The following is a 24,757-nucleotide window of genomic DNA, read 5'->3' on the forward strand; positions in this document are numbered from 1 at the left end:
GATGGTACTTGGACCGAAGGGTCCTGGGAGAGTAGGACGCCGCCAAGCAAAGAAGAAAGAGCACTGCCGTTTATTCGGCGGTGCTCTTTTTGTTTTTCGAATAAACAATGGGAGTCAAAGTAAGTACACCGTTCATTTGATATAATACAAAGAAATTAAATTTTAATGGTTGGATGCGTATCGATCCGGGCCAATTTCTCGTTTATACCGGTGAGTAAGAAATCATGCTTACTCCAGGCGGTTCAATGCGAGCTATGGCTAGGCGATTTGATACACCAGAGTTAGGAGGTGAGCTTGATATGCGTAATAAGGCGACGGGTTCGGGAACGGGGCGGACGTTGGCGGAGATGGGCGGGCAAGAGATCTTTGCGCAGTGGGTGCAAGCGCATGAGGGTGCTTTGCGGAGCTATTGCCGCTCCTTGGCCGGTTCGGCTTGGGAAGGCGATGATTTGGCACAGGACACGTGGCTCAAGATTTGGTCGGTTATGCGCAATAAGGGACAGGAGTTCCATTTGACGCGTACTTACTTGTACCAAACCGCTCGCCACGCCTGGATCGACCGAGGACGAAAAAAAACGCTCCCGGTACAGCCCGCGCTCGTCGATGAGTTACCGCAGCAGCATATCGATTCGGCTCTGTTATGGACGGCGATGGAGACGCTGGTCGGCCAATTGGCACCGATCCAACGCACGGCGCTGCTGCTGATCGATATTATGCAGTATACGGCGGCGGAAGCCGCTGAGTTGGTCCAATCGACGGAAGGGGCGGTGAAAGCCGCCTTGCATCGGGCTCGCGTCAAATTGCGGGATCTCCTGAAGCAACCGGCCGAGCGCAAAGGCAACGGAAGCTCAAGGCTGCACGATCCGGAATCAGAAGAAGCCGGTCCAAACCGTGCGGAAGGGACTTATGGCTTGAACGAGTCCGTCGTCTACGCCTATTTGGAGGCTTTCCGCCGACAGGATGCTGCAGCTCTCGCCATGCTGCTTAATGACGCCCGGCCTCATGAGGTGGTTCCGGTGCTGACGCTGCAGTCTTATCGCCACGTTCATGTTCAACCAGGTAAGGGAACGCATACTACCTCCGAACCGGTACAAAGCCGCATGATGTCCATGAGCTATGCCGCCTGATACAAAGGAGGGTTAACCATGAGTTCCGTCATTCCTTACGTCATCGAACAAACGGGCCGGGGAGAGCGGTCTTACGATATCTATTCGCGGCTGTTGAAGGATCGCATCGTCTTTCTCGGTTCGGCCATCGACGATCAGGTAGCGAATAGCATTACGGCCCAAATGCTCTTCTTAGCGGCAGAGGATCCGGAGAAGGATATTCACTTCTACATTAACAGTCCGGGAGGCTCGACCTCAGCCGGGTTTGCAATTTACGATACGATGCAGTACGTGAAGCCGGACGTGCAGACGATTTGCTCCGGGATGGCGGCGTCGTTTGCCGCAGTCCTTCTGCTGGCCGGGGCGAAAGGAAAACGCTTTGCCTTGCCCAACAGCGAGATCATGATCCACCAGCCGCATGGCGGTGCACAGGGGCAAGCCAGCGACATCGCGATTAGCGCCAAGCGGATTTTGCAGATCCGGGAGCGGATCAACGCGGTTGCGGCGGAATGCACCGGGCAGCCGCTTGAGCGGATCGAGAAGGATATGGACCGGGATTATTTTATGACCGCGGAAGAAGCGCTTGCTTATGGGATTATCGACCGGGTCATTTACAACGATAAACGTTGACCGAAGCGATTGCACATTTACACAAGGACGGAAGAAGCCGAATGCGGCCTCCGTCCTTTTTCTTTTTGCGGAATCGAAAATGGGGCAATGGGGCAGAAATACCAACAGGAATTCGTTCAAATTGCGGATGTGTACGCCTTGAAAAGACAATCGTATCTCCTGGGAAGCCGCTCATTTTTTTGCCTCCGGTTGTCCTTGACAGCCCATGGGGCCTTTGCTAAGATGGGCATAATATATTTTCGTAAGTGGCTTTCCGGTCTTGATATATAAGGGTTATTGCAAAAGTCGTCTACCCGCTTCGAGGTAACGCCCAGCAAGCATTTCCAAAGGCGTTGCCTCCTTATATCGCAAGAACATGAACCGCGTCAAGCGGTCTTGCTTTTCGTGAGAGTACGTCGCAGACGTTTTTTCTTACCCGGCATTCACAGGGAATAGCCCATCAATCATCATTTCATAAGGAGGATCATTCACGGTGTGGGAAAGTAAATTTAACAAGGAAGGCTTAACGTTTGACGATGTGCTTCTGGTTCCGCGCAAATCGGAGGTATTGCCCAAAGAGGTGGACGTGTCCACCAGACTCAGCTCCACAGTGAAGCTGAACATTCCGCTGATCAGCGCCGGGATGGATACGGTCACGGAAGCGGCATTGGCGATTGCGATCGCACGGGAAGGCGGCATCGGGATTATCCACAAGAATATGCCGATCGAACAGCAGGCCGAGGAAGTGGACCGGGTCAAACGCTCCGAGAGCGGCGTCATTACCAATCCTTTTTCGCTGACCCCGGATCATCTGGTATCCGACGCAGAGGTCGTGATGGGGAAATTCCGCATTTCCGGCGTACCGATCGTGAATGAAGAGCATAAGCTGGTCGGGATTTTGACGAACCGCGACCTCCGCTTCGTGCATGACTACAGCATCAAGATCAGCGAAGTGATGACCCGCGAGAATTTGGTGACCGCACCGGTCGGAACGACGCTGCAAGAGGCCGAAGTGATCCTGCAGAAGCATAAGATCGAGAAGCTTCCGCTCGTGGATGACCAGATTACGCTCAAAGGACTTATTACGATCAAGGACATTGAGAAAGCCATTCAGTTCCCGAATGCCGCCAAAGATGCGCAAGGACGCTTGCTCGTAGGCGCAGCCGTCGGCATATCGAAAGACACGTTTGACCGCACCGACGCGCTCGTGAAAGCCGGCGTGGACGTGATCACGGTCGATTCGGCGCATGGCCATCATATCAACATTATCGAAGCGGTAGCCGAGCTCCGCAAACGGTATCCGGACCTGACGATCATCGCCGGCAACGTGGCGACGGGCGAAGCGACGAGAGCGCTGATCGAAGCCGGCGCATCCGTGGTGAAGGTTGGGATCGGACCGGGTTCGATTTGTACGACGCGCGTTATCGCCGGGATCGGCGTGCCGCAAGTCACGGCCGTTTATGATTGCGCAACGGTTGCCCGCGAATACGGCATTCCGATCATCGCCGACGGCGGTATCAAATACTCCGGCGAAATTACGAAGGCTATCGCGGCAGGTGCGCACGCCGTGATGTTGGGCAGTTTGTTTGCCGGCACGGAAGAAAGCCCCGGCGACTCGGAGATTTACCAAGGCCGCCGCTATAAAGTTTACAGAGGCATGGGTTCGATGGGTGCCATGAAACAAGGAAGCAAGGACCGTTATTTCCAGGACGACGACAAGAAGCTGGTACCGGAAGGCATTGAGGGCCGCGTAGCCTTTAAAGGGCCGCTTTCCGACACGATCCATCAACTGATCGGCGGTTTGCGTTCCGGGATGGGTTATTGCGGAACCCAATCGCTCGACGAGTTGCGGAACGATACCCAATTCATCCGCATCACGGGTGCCGGCCTGCGTGAGAGCCATCCACATGATGTGCAAATCACCAAGGAAGCACCAAACTATTCGCTTTAAGAGGTAGTTCAAAAAGTCATCTTTTGATCACGAAGTAGAATCATGGAGCTTAATCGGCATCGAATCTTGAATTCAGCCGGGCCTTCCGTTGCTCACGTAGCCTCCAGCTACGCTGCGCTACTCAGTCCCTAAGCTTCATCCAACCTTCTCGGTGCTGAAAACTGACTTTTTGAACACGTATTGTAAAATAGGCTTCACCATAATTTTCCACCACTGGCAGGGCGATTTCCGCCCTGCTTGTCTTTTTTTGCGGGTACCCCTGTGATAGAATAGATAAAGCAAATGAAAGAATATGAGGGGAGCTTTAAGGGCATTGAAACTCAAACAACCAAAACGTAAAAAGACACAATCGAAACGGCGTTTCCTGCGCATAAGCGTAGCTTCCGTATTGCTGCTGAACCTGCTTTGTTTCTCTCTGGTTCCAACCATGGCGCTGGCCGAGGGTGAACAGACCGAATCTACTACGTCTACCAAACCTGCGACAGTACAAGCTGCGACCACCTCAATTCCTTCCGTGGATTCCTTAGGTTTGCAAGTGAAATCCGCGATTTTGCTGGAGCCGGAATCAGGACAAATCCTATTGAATTTAAATGGCGATGAGGCGTTGCCTCCGGCAAGCATGACCAAAATGATGACGGAGTATATTGTTGCCGATCTCGTGAAGCAAGGAAAATTCAAGTGGAATGACGTCGTGACGGTCGGGAAGAATGCAGCCAAAACGATCGGTTCGCGGATTTTTCTGGCCGAAGGTGACCAACATACTATTGAAGAGTTGTACATCGCTATGGCGGTGGGATCCGCAAATGATGCTACGGTTGCTTTGGCCGAGCATGTTGCGGGTTCGGAGCAAGCCTTTGTGAAAATGATGAATGATGAAGCCAAGCGAATGGGAATGAAATCAGCACACTTCGCCAACTCGACAGGCCTTGATATTGCGGATATGCCGGAGGAATTCCGGACACCGGGAAATCAGGAAACCGTGATGTCCGCGATGGATGCTGCGATACTGGCTAAATATATTGTGACGGATCACCCGGATTTTACCCGATTTACGACGATTCAATCGTATAAATTTCGTGAACGGGATAGCGATCCGATGATTAACTGGAACTGGATGTTGGAGGCTAATAAAAATGTCACCAACTTTAAGCAATATGCTTATAACGGGTTAGACGGCCTTAAAACAGGACATACGACGAATGCCGGCAACTGCTTTACCGGGACCGCCGTTCGTGACGGGATGCGGTTAATCAGCGTGGTCATGGGGGCGAAAACGGAGGGTTCCCGTTTCGTCGAAACGCGCAAAGTGCTCGATTTCGGCTTCAACAACTTCGAAACGAAACAAATCGTACCGGCAAAAACGACGGTAGCCGGTACGGAAACGGTCACGGTGAAGAAAGCGAAAAACACGGAAGTTCCCGTCGTCACCGATCAGGGGATTAGCTTCGTAGTGCCAAAGGGCGCGGATACGAGCAAGGTAGAGGACAAAGTGACCTTGTCGGAAGCAGCCAGCCTGACGGCGCCGCTGAAGCAAGGAACGAAGGTCGGTACCGTAACGTATTCCTACAAGGTGCCTGGCTTGGAGCAAACGCTGGAGCAGACGGTAAACCTCATTACGGCGGAGGATGCGGAGAAAGCCGGCTGGTTTAAGCTGCTCATGCGGGCCGTCGGCGATTTCTTCAGCGATCTGTTCAACGGAATCAAAAATCTTTTCTAAAGCGGCGTATTCAAATCCGAGTAACCGGGTTGTGTATTTGCACTGAATATTGTAAAATATCAAGTTAGATTATTATCGGGAGGATTGGACATGGAAACAGGAACATCGCGTGTAAAAAGAGGTATGGCTGAGATGCAAAAAGGCGGCGTCATCATGGACGTCATGAATGCGGAACAAGCCAAAATCGCCGAAGCGGCAGGGGCAACCGCCGTTATGGCGCTGGAACGTGTGCCTTCTGATATCCGGGCGGCCGGCGGCGTAGCCCGCATGGCGGATCCGACGATCGTTGAAGAAGTCATGAAGGTAGTCTCCATCCCGGTTATGGCGAAAGCACGGATCGGTCATTATGTAGAAGCGAAAGTTCTGGAATCCCTGGGGGTAGACTATTTGGATGAAAGCGAAGTCCTGACCCCGGCGGATGAAGTGTTCCATATCGATAAACGGGATTTCACCGTGCCGTTCGTGTGCGGGGCGAAGGACCTGGGCGAAGCGCTGCGCCGGATCGGGGAAGGCGCGTCGATGATCCGTACGAAAGGCGAACCGGGAACCGGGAACATCGTGGAAGCGGTACGCCATATGCGCCTGATCAACAGCCAAATCCGCAAAGTGCAGAATATGTCCAAGGATGAGCTGTATGCCGAAGCGAAAAATCTGGGCGTTGCCTACGATTTGCTGCTGGAGGTTCACGAGAACGGCAAGCTGCCGGTCGTTAACTTCGCAGCGGGCGGTGTGGCGACTCCGGCGGATGCGGCTCTAATGATGCATCTGGGTGCGGACGGGGTATTCGTGGGATCCGGGATTTTCAAATCGGATAGCCCGGAGAAATTCGCGCGGGCCATCGTGGAAGCGACCACGCATTATACGGATTACAAATTGATCGCCGAAGTATCCAAGAACCTCGGCACGCCGATGAAGGGCATCGAGATTTCCAAATTGTCCGCTTCGGAACGGATGTCCGATCGCGGCTGGTAATCGGCCGTAGCCGGATTGCCGTAACCCTCATAAGCAGGTCTTTCACCCCGGCCGATCCTTGCGACGGCCGGGGTGCATCATCGTGAACTACCGTTTTAATAAAGGTTCAAAAAGTCGGGTTTTCAGCACCGAGAAGGCCCGGATGAATTCAAGATTCGATGTCGGATCCGCACCATGTTTTTGCTTCGGGATCCAAAGATAACTTTTTGAACTACCTTTTTAGGCTGTGAGAGAAAGAAGGTTTGTCATGAGAGTAGGAGTATTGGCGCTGCAGGGCGCCGTTGCAGAACATATTCGAAGCTTGGAGAAAGCTGGGGTCGAAGGGGTTACGGTCAAACATGCCGAGCAGTTGGCAGATCTGGACGGGCTGGTTATTCCCGGCGGCGAAAGCACGACGATCGGCAAACTGATGCGCAAATACGGTTTTATCGAAGCCATTCAAGCCTTTTCCCGGCAGGGGAAGCCGCTGTTTGGCACCTGCGCCGGCCTGATCGTCATGGCCAAAGATATTGAAGGCGGCGAGGAAGCCCACCTTGGACTGATGGACATCAAAGTGTCGCGCAATGCGTTCGGACGCCAGCGGGAGAGCTTTGAAACCGATCTTGACGTGAAGGGACTTACGGCGCCGCTCCGGGCGGTCTTTATCCGTGCTCCGCTCATTACGGCGGTAGGCGAAGGGGTAGAGGTATTGTCGACCTACAAGGAGGAAATCGTCACGGCTCGCCAGGGGCATTTGCTCGTATCGTCGTTCCATCCGGAGTTGACCGATGATTACTCGCTACATACGTATTTCGTAGAAATGATCAAACAAACCAGGCAGCCGTAGGCAGGACCTTAACTCCTTTAAGGCCTACGGTTTTCTCTGTTTTCCGGCGTTTTCCATATTCCATAGCAGCCTTCCCGTCCGATGCGTCTCCTAGATTAACGGTCGGCAGGTCTGTGCAGGGATGATTCTAGGAGGGACTACTCATGTTAGATGTCAAAATAATGCGAAACGAATACGCACGAGTTGAAGAAGCGCTGAAGAACCGGGGGAAATCGCTGGATCTGATCGCGGGTTTTCCACCGCTGGATGAGAAACGCCGGGAGCTGCTTCAAGAGAGCGAAGCTCTGAAGAACCGCCGCAATACGGTATCGGCCGAAGTGGCGCAGCGCAAGAAAAACAAGGAGAACGCCGACGAGCTGATCGTGGAAATGCGCGAAGTCGGGGACCGCATCAAGGAACTGGACGAGGAAGTCCGGGAACTGGAGGCGAAGATCGACGAGCTGATGCTATCGATCCCGAATATCCCTCATGACAGCGTGCCTGTAGGCGCATCCGAGGAGGAGAACGTCGAGGTTCGCCGCTGGAACGAACCGAGGACGTTCGCATTTGCTCCAAAGGCGCATTGGGATGTAGCCGCCGAGCTGGGCATTCTCGATTTCGAAGCTGCGGCGAAAGTGACCGGATCGCGGTTTACGTTCTACAAAGGCCTGGGAGCCCGTCTTGAGCGTGCGCTGATCAACTTCATGATGGATCTGCACAGCAACGAGCACGGGTACGAGGAAATGCTGCCTCCTTATATCGTCAATCGCGACAGCTTGTACGGGACGGGGCAGCTTCCGAAGTTTGAGGAAGACCTCTTCAAGCTGTCCGGCAGCAGCGATTATTACTTGATCCCGACGGCCGAGGTGCCGGTGACCAACTACCATCGCGATGAAATTTTGAATGCGGAGGATTTGCCTCGCCATTACGTGGCCTACAGCTCCTGCTTCCGGTCCGAAGCCGGCGCAGCGGGCCGCGATACGCGCGGGCTCATCCGTCAGCATCAATTCAACAAAGTGGAAATGATCAAAATCGTCCACCCGGACACTTCCTATGACGAGTTGGAGAAAATGACGGCAAACGCCGAACGCGTGCTGCAGCTGCTGAACCTGCCGTACCGCGTACTGGCTTTGTGCACGGGCGATATGGGCTTTACGGCGGCAAAAACGTACGACCTGGAAGTATGGCTGCCGGAAAGCGGCGTCTACCGCGAGATTTCCTCCTGCTCCAACGTCGAGGATTTCCAGGCGCGCCGGGCGAATATCCGGTTCCGTCCGGAACCGAAGGCGAAGCCGGAATTCGTGCATACGCTGAACGGTTCGGGCCTGGCCGTAGGCCGTACGGTTGCCGCCATCCTGGAGAATTACCAGCAGGAGGACGGCAGCGTGGAAATTCCGGAAGTGCTGCGTCCGTACATGGGCAATCTGCAGAAGATTACCAAGCGCAAATAGCTTGCGCGGAGGGGATCATTTGTGGTAGAATCTGATTTGTTACGCAAATCGGATTCACCTTTGGAGAGGTACCGAAGTGGTCATAACGGGGCGGTCTTGAAAACCGTTAGGGTGCAAGCCCACGTGGGTTCGAATCCCACCCTCTCCGCCATACATAATCAAGCCAAGAGAGCAGGGATGCTCTCTTTTTGTGCATAATGGAGCGGATTTCATCACACATTAACCCTGTTGAGACCAGGCATAGCCATGGTGAAAAATTCAAGGGGAGGCTTTATCCGTTATGACGAAACCGCAAACCTACCAAACATCGGGAGCGGGCAATGGTCCGGATCGCGACCGTCGCCGGGAAGAAGGAAAGGGAGGACAAGAGCCGCTTTCGGGTTCCAAAAAGGTGAAAACCCAAAACCATGTTAGCCACAACAATCCAGAGGGATAATGGATGTTGATCGAACCGGCCAAGGCTGCTCATTCCATGAGCAGCCTTCTTTTATTCGCGTAATCTGATTATTCATATCGTTTAATTTTGAATTGGAGCAAGACATCAAGCGGAGAAAATGTCATAATAAAGATAGGGTGTTCTTAGCGGGAAACGATTATTTTATGAAACGGAGAGATGGGAGAGAAAACATACTATACCGAAAGGATTGTGATGCTTATGAACGCGGTTAATCCAAATAACATGACGACACCGCCTGCTACGGCTCAGGTTCGCCAACATAAACAGCGACCTTTTAAGAATATCATGTTCCGGTCCGTATTTATCGTGATCGGCGCGATTATCGTTTCCGTTGCGCTGGAATTATTTCTGGTCCCCAATCGAATTACCGATGGCGGCATAACCGGTATTTCCGTCATGTCCTCTTATTTGTCGAGCTTGCCCTTAGGGATATTCCTCTTTCTCTTCAACCTTCCTTTTCTCATCATCGGCTACAAGCAAATCGGCAAGACGTTTGCCGTCTCTACGCTGCTGGGCATTACCGTCATGTCGGTCGGCACGGCGCTGCTGCACCCGGTTGAGGCCTTCGTGCACGATACGCTGCTAGCATTTGTATTTGGCGGCATCTTGCTCGGTTTCGGTACCGGCATGGTGATTCGTTTTGGCGGCTCGCTGGACGGCACCGAAATTGTAGCGATTCTGGTTTCCCGCAAGACGCCATTTTCCGTGGGCGAGATCATTATGTTTTTTAACTTCTTCATATTGTTGAGCGCAGGCTTCGTGTTCGGTTGGGAACGGGCTTTGTTCTCGTTGCTTGCTTACTTTATCGCCTACAAGACGATCGATATCGTCGTGGAAGGCTTGAACGAGTCCAAATCCGTTTGGATTATCAGTGATCAGATCGATGAAATCGGCGATGCCATCTTAAGCCGTCTGGGCCGTGGCGTAACGTATCTGTCGGGGGAAGGCGGCTTTTCCGGGGATCCGAAAAAGGTCATCTTTTGCGTCATCACCCGTTTGGAGGAAGCAAAGCTGAAGGAAATCGTAAATCATTACGATGAAAATGCATTTTTGGCAGTCGGAAATATCCATGATGTGAAGGGCGGACGTTTCAAGAAAAAGGCAATCCATTAATTCCAAGAAACGTATTCCGAATCACAGGCAAATGGTTTATGATAGGTGGGGTTAGCCAATATTTGCTTTGTTTACGAAGTGTGGGGGAGAGAGAGGAGTTTATATGTCGAAGAGGATTTGGTCGTCCGTTTTACTTGTCATGCTGTCTGTAGTCCTGGTACTGTCCGGCTGCAGCCGCACGAAGGAACCGAAGGAAGCATTGAGCGGCGCAGCGGTGAAAGCGCTGGAAATGAAATCGTATGTTTTGCAAAACCAAATCAAGATTTTGGATTTGTCCGTGAGTGCGGGCGAAGCCGAGTCGCCGGAAGTCGGCGCGGTGCTATCCATGCTGAAGAATGCCGAAATCAACATCCGGCAAATTTATCAGAAGGATCCGATGCAAGCCGAAGCGACGCTCGAAATCAAGCTGACGGGCGATATGGCCACGACGCTGACGATCCCGTTCGTCATGACGCCGGAGAAGATGTACGTCAAAATCCCGAGCATTCCGTTCCTGCCGATGCCGGAAACGGCGGTGGGAAAATTCCTGGTGCTCGATATGAAGGAACTTGCGGAACAGAGCGGCGGGGAGTTTAATCCGGATATGTTCGATTCGGAAAAGACGCAAAAGCTCAGCGCGGAATTGATGGCGGCCTTGTTCGCCGAATATAATTCGGAAACCTATTTCAAGAACCTGGATCCTAAGGAAGCTGCGCTGCCGGAAGGCTTTAAGGCGAAGCAGGTGGTTCAGTTTGCGATAACGAACGATAACGTGAAGGATGCGGCAACGATCCTGATCAATCAAGCGTTGCCGAAGATGCTGGACATCATCGGGAAGGAAGAGTATCGTTCGATGCTCCAACTGGCGCCGGAAGATATTGAGCAAGTGAAGAAGGATCTGCAATCGGGAAGCCAGGATGATCTGGGGAAGGCGCTGGATGAGCTCAAAAGTCATCTGCAAATCCACCAGTTCACCGTCGACACGGCCATCGATGATAACAATTATCCAGCCTATTACGATATCAACGCAAACGTCGAAATCAATGACCCGGATACGCAGGAGAACGTCAAGCTGGCTGTGCAAATGACCAGCCACTTCAGCCAGATCAATGAGAAGCCGGCGTTCGAGATCGGCATCCCTACGGATACCATGACCCTGGATGAATTGCAGCAGGAAATGAGCAATTTCGGTTATTAATCCAATATACGTTCCGACAAATAGACCTCCAGTCCCATGTTTTTACATGATGCTGGAGGTTTATATGTTTATTAGGCCTTATTTTTTTCGCAGCCGCCGGAAAAAAGCGGTCAGCATTGAAGCGCACTCTTCCTGCAGCACGCCCGATGTAATCTCGGTGCGGTGGTTAAAGCGCGGCTCCTGCAGCAGATTCATCAGCGTGCCGGCACAGCCGGCCTTGGGATCCGAAGCTCCGTAGATCACGTGGGGGACCCGGCATTGCACGATCGCGCCCGCACACATGGGACAAGGCTCCAGCGTGACGTAAAGACGGCAGTGCAGCAGTCTCCAAGCATCAAGGCGGTCGCTCGCTTCGCGGATGGCGATCATCTCCGCATGGGCGGTTCCGTCGCGGGAGCTTTCTCTAAGGTTGTGGCCGCGGCCGACGATTTCGTCTCCCCAAACGACCACCGCGCCGATAGGTACTTCGCCGAGAGCTTCCGCTTTGCGTGCTTCCTGTATGGCTTGTTCCATCCAATATTCATGGGGGAAAGAGGGGGTAGGAGGTTCGGGGATCGGCGGTGATGTGAATGACATGTGTAAAAATCAGCTCCTTTTAAGTGTAATCCACAGGGGTTGTTCGACGAACAAGTATTCGTTGTTAACATGTTGTGGGTAACCTTGTGCATAACCACAGATTTATCCCCATTATTATACACATATTATCCCAAGGCATTGTTGGTATGTTAACAACTTGTGGATAAGTAGTTGGAAAAGTAAATACATAAGCAAGTCCTTTGAGTCGTCCATAAGCACCAAGGATATAGGCATTTTTACTTATTGTAGGAAAAGGATCTGGGAATTTCAACGTCTTTGCAAAACTTGTCGTAACGGGTATGATGGGAGTATAAATTCAAAGATTCCCATATATATCCAAATACTGGGCTAGAGGTGGGATACGCGATTGACCATAAAAACAAAGCTTGCCTTGATTATATCTTGTTTTTCCATGATTATCCTATCTCTTAATATTGTATTAAGCTATTTTTCGACCAGAGACAATTTGCGTAGGGATAGCGAGGCCAACATGCTGTTGACGGCCAACCATATTGCCGGCGCTGTCGAACAAAGTCGTTCCGTTTATGAATATGTCAAGCTGTCGCTAGGCGGCAGGATGAGCAGCGGCATGATTGACGCTATACTGGAAATGACCAGCCCGGACCGCATCTCCCAAAAGTCGCTCGGGACGAACCAGAGTCTCCTGGAGATCACCGGGATTGACCCGATGCATTTTGACGAGGAGCATTTACTGTTCGGCACGTATCGATATAAGAATGACGTGATCGTGAAGCAAGCCGTACAAGAGTCGATTCGCCAAAAGAGCAGCCTGTTGTACGATACCAGCATTGAAGGCCAGCATGTATTGGAGTGTTATGTGCCGGTCACTTCCAACGGGCAGCCGCCCTACGTAATTAGAGTGCTCTCCAGCTACGAACCGATCGCCTCGGCCATCTACAAGCAAATGGTCGGCCAAATTACGGTGTCGCTTGGCCTGTTAACGATCATGATCGTCGCCAGTTATTGGCTGGCCGGCGGCTTGGTCCGGCCGGTACGCCATATTTTGGACCAGGTGAAGGAGCTCGCCGCCGGGCATTTCGAGACCCGGCTTAAGGTAGGGCGTCCTGACGAGCTTGGACTGCTTGCCCACAAAATCAACGCCATGGCGGACAACTTGGGAAAATATACGGCGGAGTTGAAGGGGAAAAACGAAGAAAACCGCTCGGTGAAGGAGTACCTGGAATCGATCATCAGCCAGACGGCGGACGCGATTCACATTACCGACGTTCAGGGTCGGGTGATGCAGGTGAACTCCGCTTTTGAAAGCTTATATGGCTGGCGCAGCGATGAAATCGTCGGCTCCTGCCTGGATTTCATTCCGCCTTCCGAACGGGAAGGAAGAACGACCTGGCGCCGGGAGGCGGAGGTGATCGGCAAATCAGCCTCGGTCTTGGCCGAAACCGTACGCCTTCGTAAAGACGGAAGCCCGGTCGAGGTGAGCATCAGCGTCTCGCCGATTTTTGATCAGGAGGGAAAAATCACCGCGCTGATCAGCATTTCCCGGGACATGACGGAGCACAATAAAATGGAGGAGTTGCTGCGGCGTTCCGAGAAACTGACGACCGTCGGGCAGCTGGCTGCCGGGGTGGCGCATGAAATCCGTAATCCGCTCACGACGCTGCGGGGTTTCCTGCAAATGCAGCAGCGCACCAAGACGGTCAACACGATGCACACCGATGTCATGTTAGCCGAGCTGGATCGGATTAATTTGATCGTGAGCGAATTCCTCATTTTAGCCAAACCGCAAGCTATTCAATTCCAAGTCAAAGACGTCCGCTTTACGTTGGGAGATGTCATCTCCCTGCTGGACAGCGAGGCGCATTTACATAATCTCGAATTCGAGATCCATTTCTCGCCGAGTCCGATTCTGGTACACTGTGAAGAGAACCAATTGAAACAGGTATTCATCAATGTCCTGAAGAACGCCATGGAAGCCATGCCGAAAGGGGGAAGGATCCTCTTGCAGTTGGAGGATTCCGATGACGGACAAGCGGTGGTAAGGGTCATCGATGAGGGCGAGGGGATCGCCAAGGACCGGCTTCAGAAGCTGGGTGAGCCCTTTTATACGAATAAGGAGAAAGGGACCGGGCTTGGCCTCATGATCAGCCAACGGATCATTGAAGGACACCGGGGAACGCTGGTGATCGAAAGCGAGCTGGGACAAGGTACGGTCGTTACGATTACGCTGCCGCGGGTACATAGGCAAACGGAAGAAAATGAAGCGCAAGCGGATATCGCCAATTAACGGGCGACAAGGCTTGCCTAATGCGGAGGGACTAACAGCTACATCATGCGAATCAATAAATTTATTAGCGAGACGGGATTTTGCTCCCGGCGGGAAGCGGACAAGCTGGTTGAGTCGGGACAAGTAACCATTAACGGGGTTACGGCGCTCCTGGGCAGCCAGGCGGAGCCGGGAGACGAAGTGCGGGTCAACGGCAGGCCGATCGAGTCGAAGCGCTCACGGCATGTTTATATCGCCCTGAATAAGCCGGTAGGCATTACGAGTACGACGGAATCGCATGTCAAAGGCAACATCGTCGATTTTGTCGGGCATAAAGAGCGGATCTTTCCGATCGGGCGTTTGGATAAGGACTCGGAGGGCTTGATATTGCTGACCAGCGACGGAGACATCGTCAATAAAATTTTGCGGGCCGAAGGCAAGCACGAAAAGGAGTACGTCGTAACGGTCGATCGGCCGCTCACGCCGGGTTTCCTGAAGGCGATGAGCGAGGGGGTCAAGATCCTGGGCGAAATGACCCTGCCTTGCAAGGTCACCCGGATCTCGGACCGCGTGTTTCGCATCATTCTGACCGAGGGGAAAAACCGCCAGATCCGCCGCATGTGCAGCGCGCTTGGGTATGAAGTACGCAAGCTGCAGCGCATCCGCATCATGAACATTCATCTGGGCCAGCAGAAAATCGGCACTTGGCGCGACCTCACCCCGCAAGAGATGCAGGAATTGGGGCAAGCCCTGAACTATAAGCTTACCTAGAAAGCCGCCATAGATAACAATAAAGGACAGGTTCTCCTTCCCGCAGGAGCCTGTCCTTTGCTTATTCATGGGCCGCGGTTACGCCAAGCTGTTGATTGCTACCGACGTATTTGCGGATGATCGAGACCTCGACCCGGCGGTTCTTGGCACGTCCGGCCGCCGTATCGTTACCGGCGACGGGGTGATATTCGCCGTAACCGATCGCGCTGAATTTTTTCGGATCGAGCTTTTGGTTAAGCAGCAGAATCTTCATGAAATTCAGAGCTCGTACCGAGCTGAGATCCCAGTTGGACGGAAACTCGTAAGTGGAGATCGGCACGTTGTCCGTATGCCCCGATACGATGACCTCGTAGTCAGGGAACTGCTGCAGCATGGCCGAGATCGCCTTGGCCAGCATCCGGGCCTCCGGCTTCACTTCGGCTTCCCCCGAAGGGAACAAGGCATTGTCGCTGATCGTAACCATCAGCTGGGATTGATTGAGCTTCGTTTCCAGCTCGTTGGTCAACCCGTTTTGCTTGATGTAGCTGTCGAGCTGTTTCTTCAACGCCTCCAGGTTTTCCTGCTCCTGTCGCATCAGTTCGTTCTTCTTGGTCATCAGGCCGTCCGACGAAGGCTTGGGCAGCTCGCTGTCGCTATTGGTATTGTTGGTATTGCTGGTCATGGCGTTTTGGTCCAGGATGCCCGAGCCTCCGGTCAGCACGCTTTGAAACGCTTCGCTCATCTCCTGGAATTTCTGGGCATCAACGGTACTCATGCCGAACAGGACGATGAACAAGGCGAGCAGGAGTGTCATCAAATCGGAATAGGGAAGCAGCCAGCTCTCGTCGTTATGTTCTTCGTGATCCTGATGCTTATTCTTTTTGCTCACCTTCACCCGCCCCCTTTTCTAGAATTTCCGCTCGTTCGGCAGGGGTTAAGAACACGGCAAGCTTCTGTTGAATCGCGATCGTGGATACGCCGGATTGAATCGACAGCAGGCCTTCCACCATCATCAATCGGACTTCCATTTCCTTCTTGGACAGTCGTTTTAATTTATTGGAAATCGGATGCCATAATACGTAACCGGTAAAGATACCAAATACGGTGGCGATAAAAGCGCCCGAAATCGCGTGCGACAGCTTCTCGATATCGCTCATATCGGACAGGGCGGCAATCAAGCCGACCACGGCACCGAGTACCCCTAGCGTCGGCGCGTACATCCCTGCTTGGGAAAACATCAGCGCACCGGCTTTATGCCGCTCTTCCGTCGCGGCGATATCTTCAGTCAGCACGTCCTGAACGAACTCCTGGTCGTTGCCGTCGATAATCATCCGCATGCCGCCGCGCAAGAAGTCATCGTTGATTTCTTCGACCTTCGCTTCCAGAGCAAGCAGACCTTCGCGGCGGGTAATCGTAGCCCATTCCATGAACAGGGTGATCAATTCCGCTTTGCTGATCATTTTCGGCTTGGCGACCGTCAATTTGAGCAATGTCGGGAATTTCTTCATTTCCGACATCGGGAAGGCCATGAAGAGCGTGGCCGCCGTCCCGACAAATATAATGACAAAAGCCGCGGGGTTAGAGACCAGACTTTCGATAGGCGCGCCTTTCAGAAACATCCCCAAGATAAGGGAAACGAATCCGAGAATAAGACCAATAATTGTTGAGATTTCCATTGTACACCTCGTCCTTGAGATAAATTGAATCCATTCCTTGCCCTTTCGCATCCTTGCGGAAAGGCGCGTCACACGTTGCTAAAAACGATTTATCTATTTTATCGACAGAATTCCCTTTTTTTTTAAGTGGTTTTTTCCGGTATAATAAGAATACGGCCAGAAATGACGGGCCAAGAGGGAGGATACTGCAGTGGGCGTAAAGCACGGTAGAGATTATGAATATATTTTGGCTGATTTGACGAAAGCGGTTGGCCAGATTTCCGATAGTTACCTTTTCTTTGAAATGGAACCTTCCGAGTGGGAGGTATTGTCCGAGTCGGATCGTGAAGAGGTGCACGAAGCTTTGGCGGAGGATTTGTTCTATGCCTTGGGCACGGAACCGATGATTGGGGTCGGCAGTGCAGTCGTGATCTATGACGCTGAGGGCCATCGGATCAATTTCCTGATCGGGGAAGCGGAATTGACTTCGGTTGCCCTGATATGACCGGTTGGGTTGTACCCCCGCGGCATGGTAAAATAAGAATTTAAGGAGCGCGAACTGTCATCTGCCGCAGGAGGGAGCCAACGGCCCGAACGCATGAAGATGTCGTACAGTGAATAGAATAGATGGAGGACGGGGGCTAGGACAGATCAACTTCAGATCCTGGTGCGTTATAGGGATTGCATACATATACAGGAGTTCTTGAAGAGAACGGGGAGGAAGAAAATATGCCGTTTACACCGCAAGAAGTAGAAGCGCATTTGGAAAAGCTGGAAGGCTGGGAGCTCGAGGAAGGACGATGGATTTTCCGCAAATACACATTCTCCAACTTTATGAAGGGGATCGCGTTCGTCGATGAAGTGGCGGCCATCTCGGAAGCGTTTAACCACCATCCTTTTATCACCATTGACTATAAAACGGTAACGCTCCGTCTAACCTCATGGGAAGATGGCGGCATTACGGCCGTTGACATCAAAGAGGCCCAACAGTACAATGAAGCCTTTGAGAAGATGCGTTCGGCCGGTTAAACCGTAGGGTTGCAGAGAAAGCGGATCGGCCCGAGCAACCTATGAATGACGCCTTGCCGATGCACAAAAACGCCCGCCGGGAACGTGAAGTTTCCCGGCGGGCGTGCTTTTTCGTATGCGTTTATTTTTTCTCCGCAAGCCACAAGGCAACGTTGGCAATTTCCTCTTCCTTCAAACGATCCTTGAAGGAGGGCATCATGCCGCCTTTCCCTTTGGTAATAATGGAGTAAAGCTGCTCTGCCGACAGCTCCGCGCCGATCTTCTGGAGATTAGGACCGGCCCCGCCCTGCAACTGATCGCCATGGCAGCTGATGCAGTTTGCTTTGACGGTGGCATCAGCCTGTTCCGCGTTCATCGTGACTTCAGGCAATTGCGTTTTGGCTTCCTGCTCGGCCTGCTCGCGGCTAGGCAAGGTAAACATGAGTACGATGGCCAAAGCGCATGCCACAACGAACAAACCGCTCATGATCCACTTTTGCATTCCAATCGCCCCTCCTATGTAAGCTACTTATTCATTATAACGGAACACGCCGTCCGATCATAGTCTTTGTGACAAAAATAGGAACAAAATAAGTGATTGCTTCCGTTAAAATGTGTCTTACATCATAGACGGGGCGGACATGGAGCCCGGAGCGTTCTTTAAGAAGAGGCTTCCGGCTCCTTATAAACCATGCAGTAAAACGGCTTGGATACGCCGCCGGGGGTCATCTTCTCGTACAGGTCGGTAATCGTGAAGCCGGCTTTCTGATAAGCCCGGATCGCCCGAGCATTCCAGGTGAGCACCTCCAGGTCGATCTGGTTATCCGGCTTGCGGCGGTTGGCTTCTTCCACGATCGCCATTACAAACAGCTTGCCCAATCCATGGCCGCACAAATCAGGCTTCATGCCGATGCCGAGCCGGGTTACTCCTTCGAGCGGGAAATATTGGGCAAACCCGGCCAGCTCTCCATTCTCGTCCAAGACGGAGACATATTGCTCGGCCCGGAGCGCCGGATTTCCGAACTCCACGTCGAGCGCTTTCATTTGTTCCCAGGGAAGCCAGCTGTAAATATCATAAGGCGAATCGTAGCGCCAGGTACAAATTTCCGCCCCATGACTCTCCTCCATGGCTGCAATGCGAAACTTGAGAATCGGTTTATCCATTTTGCTCCTCCTTTGAAACCGCAGGAATGACATGATGAACCGTTTGCTGATCCTTTTACCCTCACAATAAAGGGATTTACTTGCCTTGTAAAGGCTTTTGCCTGCTGGAGGATCGACCGGGATTCCCGGTACAGTAAAAAAATGGCAGTAACCTTTTTACCGATCGCTTCGTTATATAGTTAGTGGCACGAAAAAAAGAAACCGCAAGCGCCCCTGAAGGATGCCTGCGGTAAGAGAACATGAAACTTCTTAAGCCGGAATATTAGGATTCCGCCGCGTATACGGAATAGCCGTATTTGCTAAGAACTCGCTTCGCGCCAACGTAGCGGTTCTGGTAATAAGAGTTGCTCAGTTTGTCGACCCGGATACCTTTGGAAGAGGAAGCATGGGCGAATTCGCCGTCGCCGACATAAATGCCGACATGCGAGATCTTTCCGTTACCCTGCGTTTTGAAGAAGACGAGATCACCCGGCTGGAGGTTGCTTTTCGGCACCGTCGTACCTTGCTTGTACTGGGCGGTCGAGACGCGGGCCAGCTTGATGCCCATCTTGCTGAACACATAACGGGTAAATCCGGAGCAGTCGAATCCCGACGTGCTGGTACCGCCGAATTTATACGGCGTCCCATAGACGGAATCGACGATGCTGGTTAATGGCGTAGCCTCCGCATCGGCAAAGGCGCTGCCCGTTCCCAGCGTAAACATAAGGGCCAAACTCGTTACCGCTGCTGTTAAAGTCTTTCTCAAGATGTCAAGCTCCTTCCAAGGCCTACGAGGTTAGCTTATGGATTCGGTTGAAGGTTCCCTATGATCCCTTTAAAAGGTAGTTCAAAAAGTCATCTTTAACTTTTTGAACACGTCTTTTTAACGAGATCAATTCACCCTATTGTGGTTCCCCCGTTTCCCGGATGCAGGGAATTCGGCAGTTTTAATGTAGTATGCACCCTAAAAACGATGTTACAGCAATAATTACAAAGTTGTTACTATTTACTTTGATCATTTTACCAAAGCCGTCCAGAGTTGACAAGTTTGTAGATAAAAAGACTTCTTTTGGCCTGTTTTGGCGGCGGTGGATGTGGGTAATGGTTCCTAACGGGGGAAGTCTGTAAATAGGAAAAAACCCGCGGAGACGTTTATACAAACATCCCCACGGGCTTTGGGTTGGTTACTTATTGAACATCGTCATGTTCGGCGACATCACCGGTAACGTCTTCATACTTGTCGGTACTCATGACGCGTTTGGCGCCAACGTAACGTTCAACGTAGTATTTCTCGCTCAATTTGCTGATGACCACGCCTTTGGAAGAGGAAGCATGAGCAAATTTACCGTCGCCGACGTAAATGCCGACGTGAGAAACACCTTTACCGGAAGTATTGAAGAATACCAGGTCGCCGGCAATCAGCTCGCTCTTATCCACGGCAGTCCCCATTTTGTACTGGGAGCCGGATTGGTGCGGAAGCTTGATGCCGATCTTGGAAAATACGTACATGGTAAATCCGGAACAGTCGAACCCCGATGTGGTGGTTCCGCCGGCTACATAGTCGCTGCCAAGAGCCGTGTCGATCACGCCGTCCAATTTAGAATCGGCGAAAACGCTACCAGTTCCAATGGTGAAAAGCAAGGCAAAACTTACTGCTGCTACGGTTAAACGCTTCTTCAAGAAGTTATGCTCCTTCCAATGCCTACGAGGTTAGCTTAAGGATTCGGTTGAAGGTCCCCTATGATCCCTCTATTGCGAGATCAATTCACCCAAAGTGGTTCCCCCGTTTCCCCGGTGAAGGGAATTCGGCTTTGATTTCACACCTGAATTTACATATTCGACATCCAGCGTCATTCTCCTGCTAAAGATGACAAAAATAATTACAAAACTGTTACTGAAATTGTGTTGCTGTTATTGTAACAAAGGCAGGGTTCTTTTGGCAATGGATAATTAACAAGATTAAGAGGAGAAATCACGACACAGGGCCTTCGCAAAGTAGCGAAGGCCCTGTGTTTTCAGGGGTTGGAGAAGGTGAAAAAAAATTAACTTTTTTGTGTCTTCATTTGCCAAAGTTGAAATTGAGAGGTAACCCGCCAAATTTTAAAAGTACTGCGAAAGAGAGGATAGGTTTGCTGCAGAATCAGGGCCAGCATTCCGGTCCATATCCAGGATACGGTTCCGAACAGCAGGAAAATCAGAATCCCGAAAGCGCCAAGGATCAGCGAAATCCCGATCCCTTGCAGCAGATGCCGGAGGCATAGCAGAAGGGAGCTTCCCATGCCGGCTTTAAAAAGATAACCAAATTGGGCGAACAACAGGCATTGGCGGATGAGCCAGCCGTAAACAGACCAGCCGAGCAGAAAGCCAATCCCCGTCAACCAGGCAGTGAGATTGCCTGCTCCCAGCAAGCCGGGCCAAAGCGACAGGAGCTTAGGTACTATCCAGACGGCCGGAACGAGGATCAAGAGCAGCTCCAGCAAATAGAACAGAACGACCGGCTTCCCGAACTCCTTCATTCCCCGGAATATCGGGAGGCCTTGGCCACGGGCGTCTTCCGGGACAAGCCCGTAAAGGATGCCTGCCTGGATCAGCGGGGTGAACGCCATGCGCAGGAGCGTCATGCCGGCCAGCAGCCAGAAATAAAGGCGGATATCCGGGTTGCTCCACAGATTAATTTGGCCTTCCAGCAGGAACAATATCCGCGACAGCTGGGTCGGAGGCGGGTCGGGGTATCTCTCCAGCAATGCCGTCACGGCGGTATCGACGAGCCGGTACAGGAACAGTCCCCAAAGCAACTGGTACAGGAACAGGATGATGACAGAGGGGAATTGGGTTTTTAGGGCCCTCCAGCCCTGACGAACATAACTCATTGCCTTCCCTCCTTTAGAGGTAGATCAAAAAAAGACCTTTGATCACGAGGTTGGTTCTAGGAAGCGGACTCGACATCGAATCTTGAATTCAGCCGGGCCTTCCGTTGCTCACGTAGGCCCCCCTACGCTCCGCTACTCAATCCCTAGCTTCATCCAACCTTCTCGGTGCTGAAATGACTTTTTTTGATCTTGATTGAAATTTTTGAATCGTAAGGGATCTAAAACCTTTGGAACGGACTCGGCTTCGAGACTAGAGTTCGGCCGGGCCTTACCACAGAAACGCGCCGAGAATGGCTTCGAGCAGTTTGGTTACGCTCATGTTGGAACGCGAGAGCGTGGGTTCCGGGACTTCCGTTTTTAAATAATTGTTGATGTGTTTGTTCTCCACCAACAGCGTATAATCCGGATCGATTTGTACCCAGGCCAGCGGTTGCTTATAGTTCAACTTAATCTCTACGCGATTGTCCTCGCCGTTCCATTGTTTGCGTACGGTATGACCGTCCGTAAAGGTGAACAACAGCGGCACTTTGGGGTGGGTGGCCCCTTTTCGGGAGAACACGACGGTGGATTCGTACAGCTTGCCGTCCTTCTGATTGATGGGAGTCACTTGGATGCTGTCCACGGAGAAATCGGCCATTTTTCCATCGTACACATATTGCTTGAAATAAGACTTCCAGCTCCGCCCGGTAACCTGCTCGACAATCCGTTGGAAATCGGCCGTGGTCGGGTGCTTGAAGCGGTATTTATGGCTGTAAACGGTCAGGATCCGCTTCATCGTCTTGCTGCCGACCTGGCGTTCGATATCGAGCAAAATCAACTTGCCGCGGTAATAGACATTTCGGGCATAACCGTCGCCGGCCCCGTATTTCCAGGCGTTTTGGGTTAGCGTGGCCGGGGAGGAAATCAGCGCCGACTGGATCGGCAGATTCGGGGCAATCCCGAACTCCTGCTCCATCAATTTATCCTCCGCGTAGGAAGCGAAAGCTTCATCCAACCAAGCCTCTTCAAATTCATTGTTGGCGACCATGCCATAGAAAAATTGATGGGCAATCTCATGGATTACCGTACGCTCCAGCTCGTCGTAACTCGGCGAATCGCTGCTGGCGCCAAACGCGGTCACCAGGGTCGGATACTCCATGCCCCCCGCGCCGTTGCCGAGGGCGGGCGGGACTACGACCGACAGCGTGGAGTAGGGGTAACGTCCGTACCACTTGCTGTAGTTGGCCAAGGCGACTTTGGCCGCGTAGAAGTATCGTTCCTTCAGATCCTCATGCGCCGGGTCGAGATATAACTTGATGCGCACGCCCGGAACTTCGGCGGATGAGAACGGTTCCTCCGCATAGATGAAATCGGGCGAGGCGGACCAGGCGAAATCGTGAACGTCGTCGGCATAAAACTGCATCGTTTTCCGCCCGTCCTGGACAACGGCCTTTTTCGTTTGGAACCCGGTAGCCGCTACGGTATAGGCTTCCGGGACGTTGATTCTCACGCTATAGATCCCGAAGTCGGAATAAAACTCGGAGTTTCCGTGATACTGATGAAGATTCCAGCCTTCCACCATCCGCCCCCGGGTGCCGACCGGTTCGTATACGCTGATCTTGGGGAACCATTGCCCCGCCATCACAAAATCGCCGGCAATCCCCATCCGGGCGAAAATTTTCGGCAGCTTCACGGTGAACTTTATCCGCAGCGTCAAGCTTTCGCCGCCTTGCACCGAGACGGGCAAGCGCACTTTCGCCAGGGTTTGGTCCTTGGCGTTCCCGTCGTCCGGCTGGACATATTGAATCCGATGCAGAAGGGAGATGCCGTCGGTGGTACGCAGCTCGGTGATCTCCATCGAGCCCCAGCCGTCTTTCGGCATGACATCGCCCCGCAGCTTGCCGCCGGATTCCTTTATAAACGTCGTATCCTCCGAGGAAAAGGCGTTGGGATACAAATGCAAATACACTTCATTGATGGTTTTCTTTCCGGGATGGGTCCAGGTCAGGGTTTCCGAGCCGGTCAGCGTGCCATCCTTTTCGTTAAGCGCGACATCAATGTGATATTCGGCAACCCGGTTGCTGAGCACTTCGGCGGTGGGCTGCTGAATGCTTTCGGCCTGCGGGGCGGCCGGGGATTGAGCCGTCTTCTGGACAGCCTTGGGCTTGCCCTTTTCCGGAGCGAACGAAGCCAGATGGTCCCCGTCCCCAAGCAGGGCAAGTCCGACCGCCCCGAGAGTGAGGCACAAAGCAAGGATGGAAATGCCGTAGATCATAGTACGTCGGGTCATACAATGGATACCTCCCGTTGACAAGCATCTACAGCATGTATATGTTTGCATTTGGAAGATTATTAGCTAAAATTGAGAGGAAGCTCAAAAAGTCGTCTTTTGATCACGAAGCGTATTCTTAAAGCCTATTCGGCATCGAATCTTGGATTCAGCCGGGTCCTTCGCTGCTCTCGTAGGTTTTGCCTACGCTCCGCTGCTCGGCCCCTAGCCTTATCCAACCTTCTCGGTGCTGAAAAGCCGATTTTTTGAACTTATATTTAAGCACAGAGGAAGCTCAAAAAGTCGTCTTTTGATTACAAGGCGGCAGGTTCGCTGGAAACGGAGGGAATTATGGATCAGTCACCGAAAACGGGCAAAAAAATATTTGCCCTGAACATTATCAGCAACGACGAAAAGAGCAAACATAAAGGATTCGGCGCAGGATCGATCGATTTGAACAGCATGTCCCCGGTCATCATCGACGGCGATGAGGCTTATATCGATATCGGGGCGATGCATGCCAAGAGCAAGGTGGAAAAGGGCATCAAGTTCTCCACCAACCGAGAAGACGTGCCTGCCGGACGGCAGGTGTGGATCGTTTGGGTGGCGGTGGACCGCGGACCGGAAGGACAATTTTACGGCGGAATCACAGCCTGCGAGATGTGGATCGATGCGGAAGCCCGCCGCGGCTGGAAAATCCTCGCCGACCATGTGAACAAAATGGATTACGCGCTCAAGCGCAGAGTCATTCTGGAGGGGCTGGGCGCCGAGCAAAAAGCGGCGTTGAGAAAGCTCCTGATCGAAACGAACGCGGAATGGTGGGAACGCACGCCGGAGGAATTGAAGGCAGCGTTGGAAGCGTAAGGGACGAGATTGGAAGAACGGCATACGAACGAATAGGAAA

At 52.3% G+C, this 24,757-nt stretch carries 24 protein-coding genes, 1 tRNA gene and 2 riboswitches; of the genes, 16 read left to right on the forward strand and 9 right to left on the reverse strand.

All coding sequences use genetic code 11. The features are described 5' to 3' along the window. The first annotated feature begins 299 nt into the window (after positions 1-299). From ACQ4N8_RS19080 to ACQ4N8_RS19130, 11 genes are all read left to right on the forward strand, one after another. Positions 300-1,127 (forward strand): RNA polymerase sigma factor, encoded by an 828-nt coding sequence (locus tag ACQ4N8_RS19080; RefSeq protein WP_430705940.1) that lies wholly within the window; start codon positions 300-302, stop codon positions 1,125-1,127. An 18-nt stretch (positions 1,128-1,145) separates the two neighbouring features. Beyond that, positions 1,146-1,736: an ATP-dependent Clp endopeptidase proteolytic subunit ClpP gene (clpP, locus tag ACQ4N8_RS19085; RefSeq protein WP_430705941.1), complete on the forward strand. Its 591-nt coding sequence runs from the start codon at positions 1,146-1,148 to the stop codon at positions 1,734-1,736. Positions 1,737-2,208: 472 nt separating this feature from the next. After that, on the forward strand, positions 2,209-3,666 hold the full coding sequence (gene guaB / locus ACQ4N8_RS19090; protein WP_430705942.1) for an IMP dehydrogenase: 1,458 nt from the start codon (positions 2,209-2,211) through the stop codon (positions 3,664-3,666). Between the two features lie 292 nt (positions 3,667-3,958). Next, on the forward strand, positions 3,959-5,383 hold the full coding sequence (locus ACQ4N8_RS19095) for a D-alanyl-D-alanine carboxypeptidase family protein (RefSeq protein ID WP_430705943.1): 1,425 nt from the start codon (positions 3,959-3,961) through the stop codon (positions 5,381-5,383). Between the two features lie 90 nt (positions 5,384-5,473). After that, positions 5,474-6,355 carry a pyridoxal 5'-phosphate synthase subunit PdxS gene (gene pdxS, locus ACQ4N8_RS19100; RefSeq protein WP_430705944.1) on the forward strand — a complete coding sequence of 294 codons (882 nt, stop codon included), beginning with the start codon at positions 5,474-5,476 and terminating at the stop codon, positions 6,353-6,355. Between the two features lie 247 nt (positions 6,356-6,602). Continuing rightward, a complete protein-coding gene (gene pdxT, locus ACQ4N8_RS19105; RefSeq protein WP_430705945.1) occupies positions 6,603-7,181 on the forward strand; it encodes a pyridoxal 5'-phosphate synthase glutaminase subunit PdxT in 579 nt (192 codons plus the stop codon). A gap of 143 nt (positions 7,182-7,324) precedes the next feature. Continuing rightward, on the forward strand, positions 7,325-8,611 hold the full coding sequence (serS, locus tag ACQ4N8_RS19110; protein WP_430705946.1) for a serine--tRNA ligase: 1,287 nt from the start codon (positions 7,325-7,327) through the stop codon (positions 8,609-8,611). Between the two features lie 62 nt (positions 8,612-8,673). Continuing rightward, positions 8,674-8,762, forward strand: a tRNA-Ser gene (locus ACQ4N8_RS19115). A 129-nt stretch (positions 8,763-8,891) separates the two neighbouring features. Then, positions 8,892-9,047, forward strand: coding sequence for a small acid-soluble spore protein P (locus tag ACQ4N8_RS19120; protein ID WP_430705947.1), 156 nt, complete (start codon positions 8,892-8,894; stop codon positions 9,045-9,047). 306 nt (positions 9,048-9,353) lie between these two features. Further along, a complete protein-coding gene (locus ACQ4N8_RS19125; protein WP_430705986.1) occupies positions 9,354-10,181 on the forward strand; it encodes a YitT family protein in 828 nt (275 codons plus the stop codon). A gap of 103 nt (positions 10,182-10,284) precedes the next feature. Continuing rightward, positions 10,285-11,358 (forward strand): hypothetical protein, encoded by a 1,074-nt coding sequence (locus ACQ4N8_RS19130; RefSeq protein WP_430705948.1) that lies wholly within the window; start codon positions 10,285-10,287, stop codon positions 11,356-11,358. 78 nt (positions 11,359-11,436) lie between these two features. Here ACQ4N8_RS19130 and tadA read toward each other — a convergent pair whose 3' ends face one another. Continuing rightward, on the reverse strand, positions 11,437-11,934 hold the full coding sequence (tadA, locus tag ACQ4N8_RS19135) for a tRNA adenosine(34) deaminase TadA (RefSeq protein WP_430705949.1): 498 nt from the start codon (positions 11,932-11,934) through the stop codon (positions 11,437-11,439). A gap of 490 nt (positions 11,935-12,424) precedes the next feature. Here tadA and ACQ4N8_RS19140 point away from each other — a divergent pair, with 490 nt between their 5' ends. Continuing rightward, positions 12,425-14,200, forward strand: a complete 1,776-nt coding sequence (locus ACQ4N8_RS19140) for an ATP-binding protein (protein ID WP_430705950.1) — start codon at positions 12,425-12,427, stop codon at positions 14,198-14,200. Between the two features lie 45 nt (positions 14,201-14,245). Beyond that, positions 14,246-14,950, forward strand: coding sequence for a 23S rRNA pseudouridine(2604) synthase RluF (rluF, locus tag ACQ4N8_RS19145; RefSeq protein ID WP_430705951.1), 705 nt, complete (start codon positions 14,246-14,248; stop codon positions 14,948-14,950). 61 nt (positions 14,951-15,011) lie between these two features. Here the strand turns inward: rluF and motB are convergent, their stop codons facing one another. Next, positions 15,012-15,818, reverse strand: a complete 807-nt coding sequence (gene motB / locus ACQ4N8_RS19150) for a flagellar motor protein MotB (RefSeq protein WP_430705952.1) — start codon at positions 15,816-15,818, stop codon at positions 15,012-15,014. Next, positions 15,802-16,605, reverse strand: coding sequence for a flagellar motor stator protein MotA (motA, locus tag ACQ4N8_RS19155; protein ID WP_430705953.1), 804 nt, complete (start codon positions 16,603-16,605; stop codon positions 15,802-15,804). The genes motB and motA overlap by 17 nt, the downstream gene beginning before the upstream one ends. Before the next feature lie 190 nt (positions 16,606-16,795). Between motA and ACQ4N8_RS19160 the strand changes: the two genes are divergently transcribed. Then, a complete protein-coding gene (locus ACQ4N8_RS19160; RefSeq protein WP_430705954.1) occupies positions 16,796-17,089 on the forward strand; it encodes a hypothetical protein in 294 nt (97 codons plus the stop codon). Between the two features lie 224 nt (positions 17,090-17,313). Next, positions 17,314-17,613, forward strand: coding sequence for a 4a-hydroxytetrahydrobiopterin dehydratase (locus ACQ4N8_RS19165; RefSeq protein WP_430705955.1), 300 nt, complete (start codon positions 17,314-17,316; stop codon positions 17,611-17,613). A gap of 121 nt (positions 17,614-17,734) precedes the next feature. On the opposite strand, the gene ACQ4N8_RS19170 is transcribed toward ACQ4N8_RS19165, so the two are convergent. From ACQ4N8_RS19170 to ACQ4N8_RS19195, 6 genes are all read right to left on the reverse strand, one after another. Then, entirely contained in the window at positions 17,735-18,094 is a 360-nt protein-coding gene (locus ACQ4N8_RS19170; RefSeq protein WP_430705956.1) for a c-type cytochrome, read from the reverse strand. 158 nt (positions 18,095-18,252) lie between these two features. Beyond that, on the reverse strand, positions 18,253-18,756 hold the full coding sequence (locus ACQ4N8_RS19175) for a GNAT family N-acetyltransferase (RefSeq protein WP_430705957.1): 504 nt from the start codon (positions 18,754-18,756) through the stop codon (positions 18,253-18,255). A 262-nt stretch (positions 18,757-19,018) separates the two neighbouring features. After that, entirely contained in the window at positions 19,019-19,501 is a 483-nt protein-coding gene (locus ACQ4N8_RS19180) for a C40 family peptidase (protein WP_430705958.1), read from the reverse strand. Positions 19,502-19,505: 4 nt separating this feature from the next. After that, positions 19,506-19,689, reverse strand: a riboswitch (cyclic di-AMP (ydaO/yuaA leader). Between the two features lie 234 nt (positions 19,690-19,923). Further along, positions 19,924-20,415: a C40 family peptidase gene (locus ACQ4N8_RS19185; protein ID WP_430705959.1), complete on the reverse strand. Its 492-nt coding sequence runs from the start codon at positions 20,413-20,415 to the stop codon at positions 19,924-19,926. 4 nt (positions 20,416-20,419) lie between these two features. Continuing rightward, positions 20,420-20,556, reverse strand: a riboswitch (cyclic di-AMP (ydaO/yuaA leader). Between the two features lie 221 nt (positions 20,557-20,777). Beyond that, a complete protein-coding gene (locus ACQ4N8_RS19190) occupies positions 20,778-21,605 on the reverse strand; it encodes a hypothetical protein (RefSeq protein ID WP_430705960.1) in 828 nt (275 codons plus the stop codon). 268 nt (positions 21,606-21,873) lie between these two features. After that, positions 21,874-23,874: a M1 family metallopeptidase gene (locus tag ACQ4N8_RS19195; RefSeq protein ID WP_430705961.1), complete on the reverse strand. Its 2,001-nt coding sequence runs from the start codon at positions 23,872-23,874 to the stop codon at positions 21,874-21,876. A 330-nt stretch (positions 23,875-24,204) separates the two neighbouring features. On the opposite strand from ACQ4N8_RS19195, the gene ACQ4N8_RS19200 reads away from it, so the two are divergent. After that, positions 24,205-24,717, forward strand: coding sequence for a YwhD family protein (locus ACQ4N8_RS19200; protein WP_430705962.1), 513 nt, complete (start codon positions 24,205-24,207; stop codon positions 24,715-24,717). The last annotated feature ends 40 nt before the right edge of the window (positions 24,718-24,757 follow it).

The organism is Paenibacillus macerans (assembly GCF_050565405.1).
GTDB classification, from domain to species: Bacteria; Bacillota; Bacilli; order Paenibacillales; family Paenibacillaceae; genus Fontibacillus; species Fontibacillus macerans_B.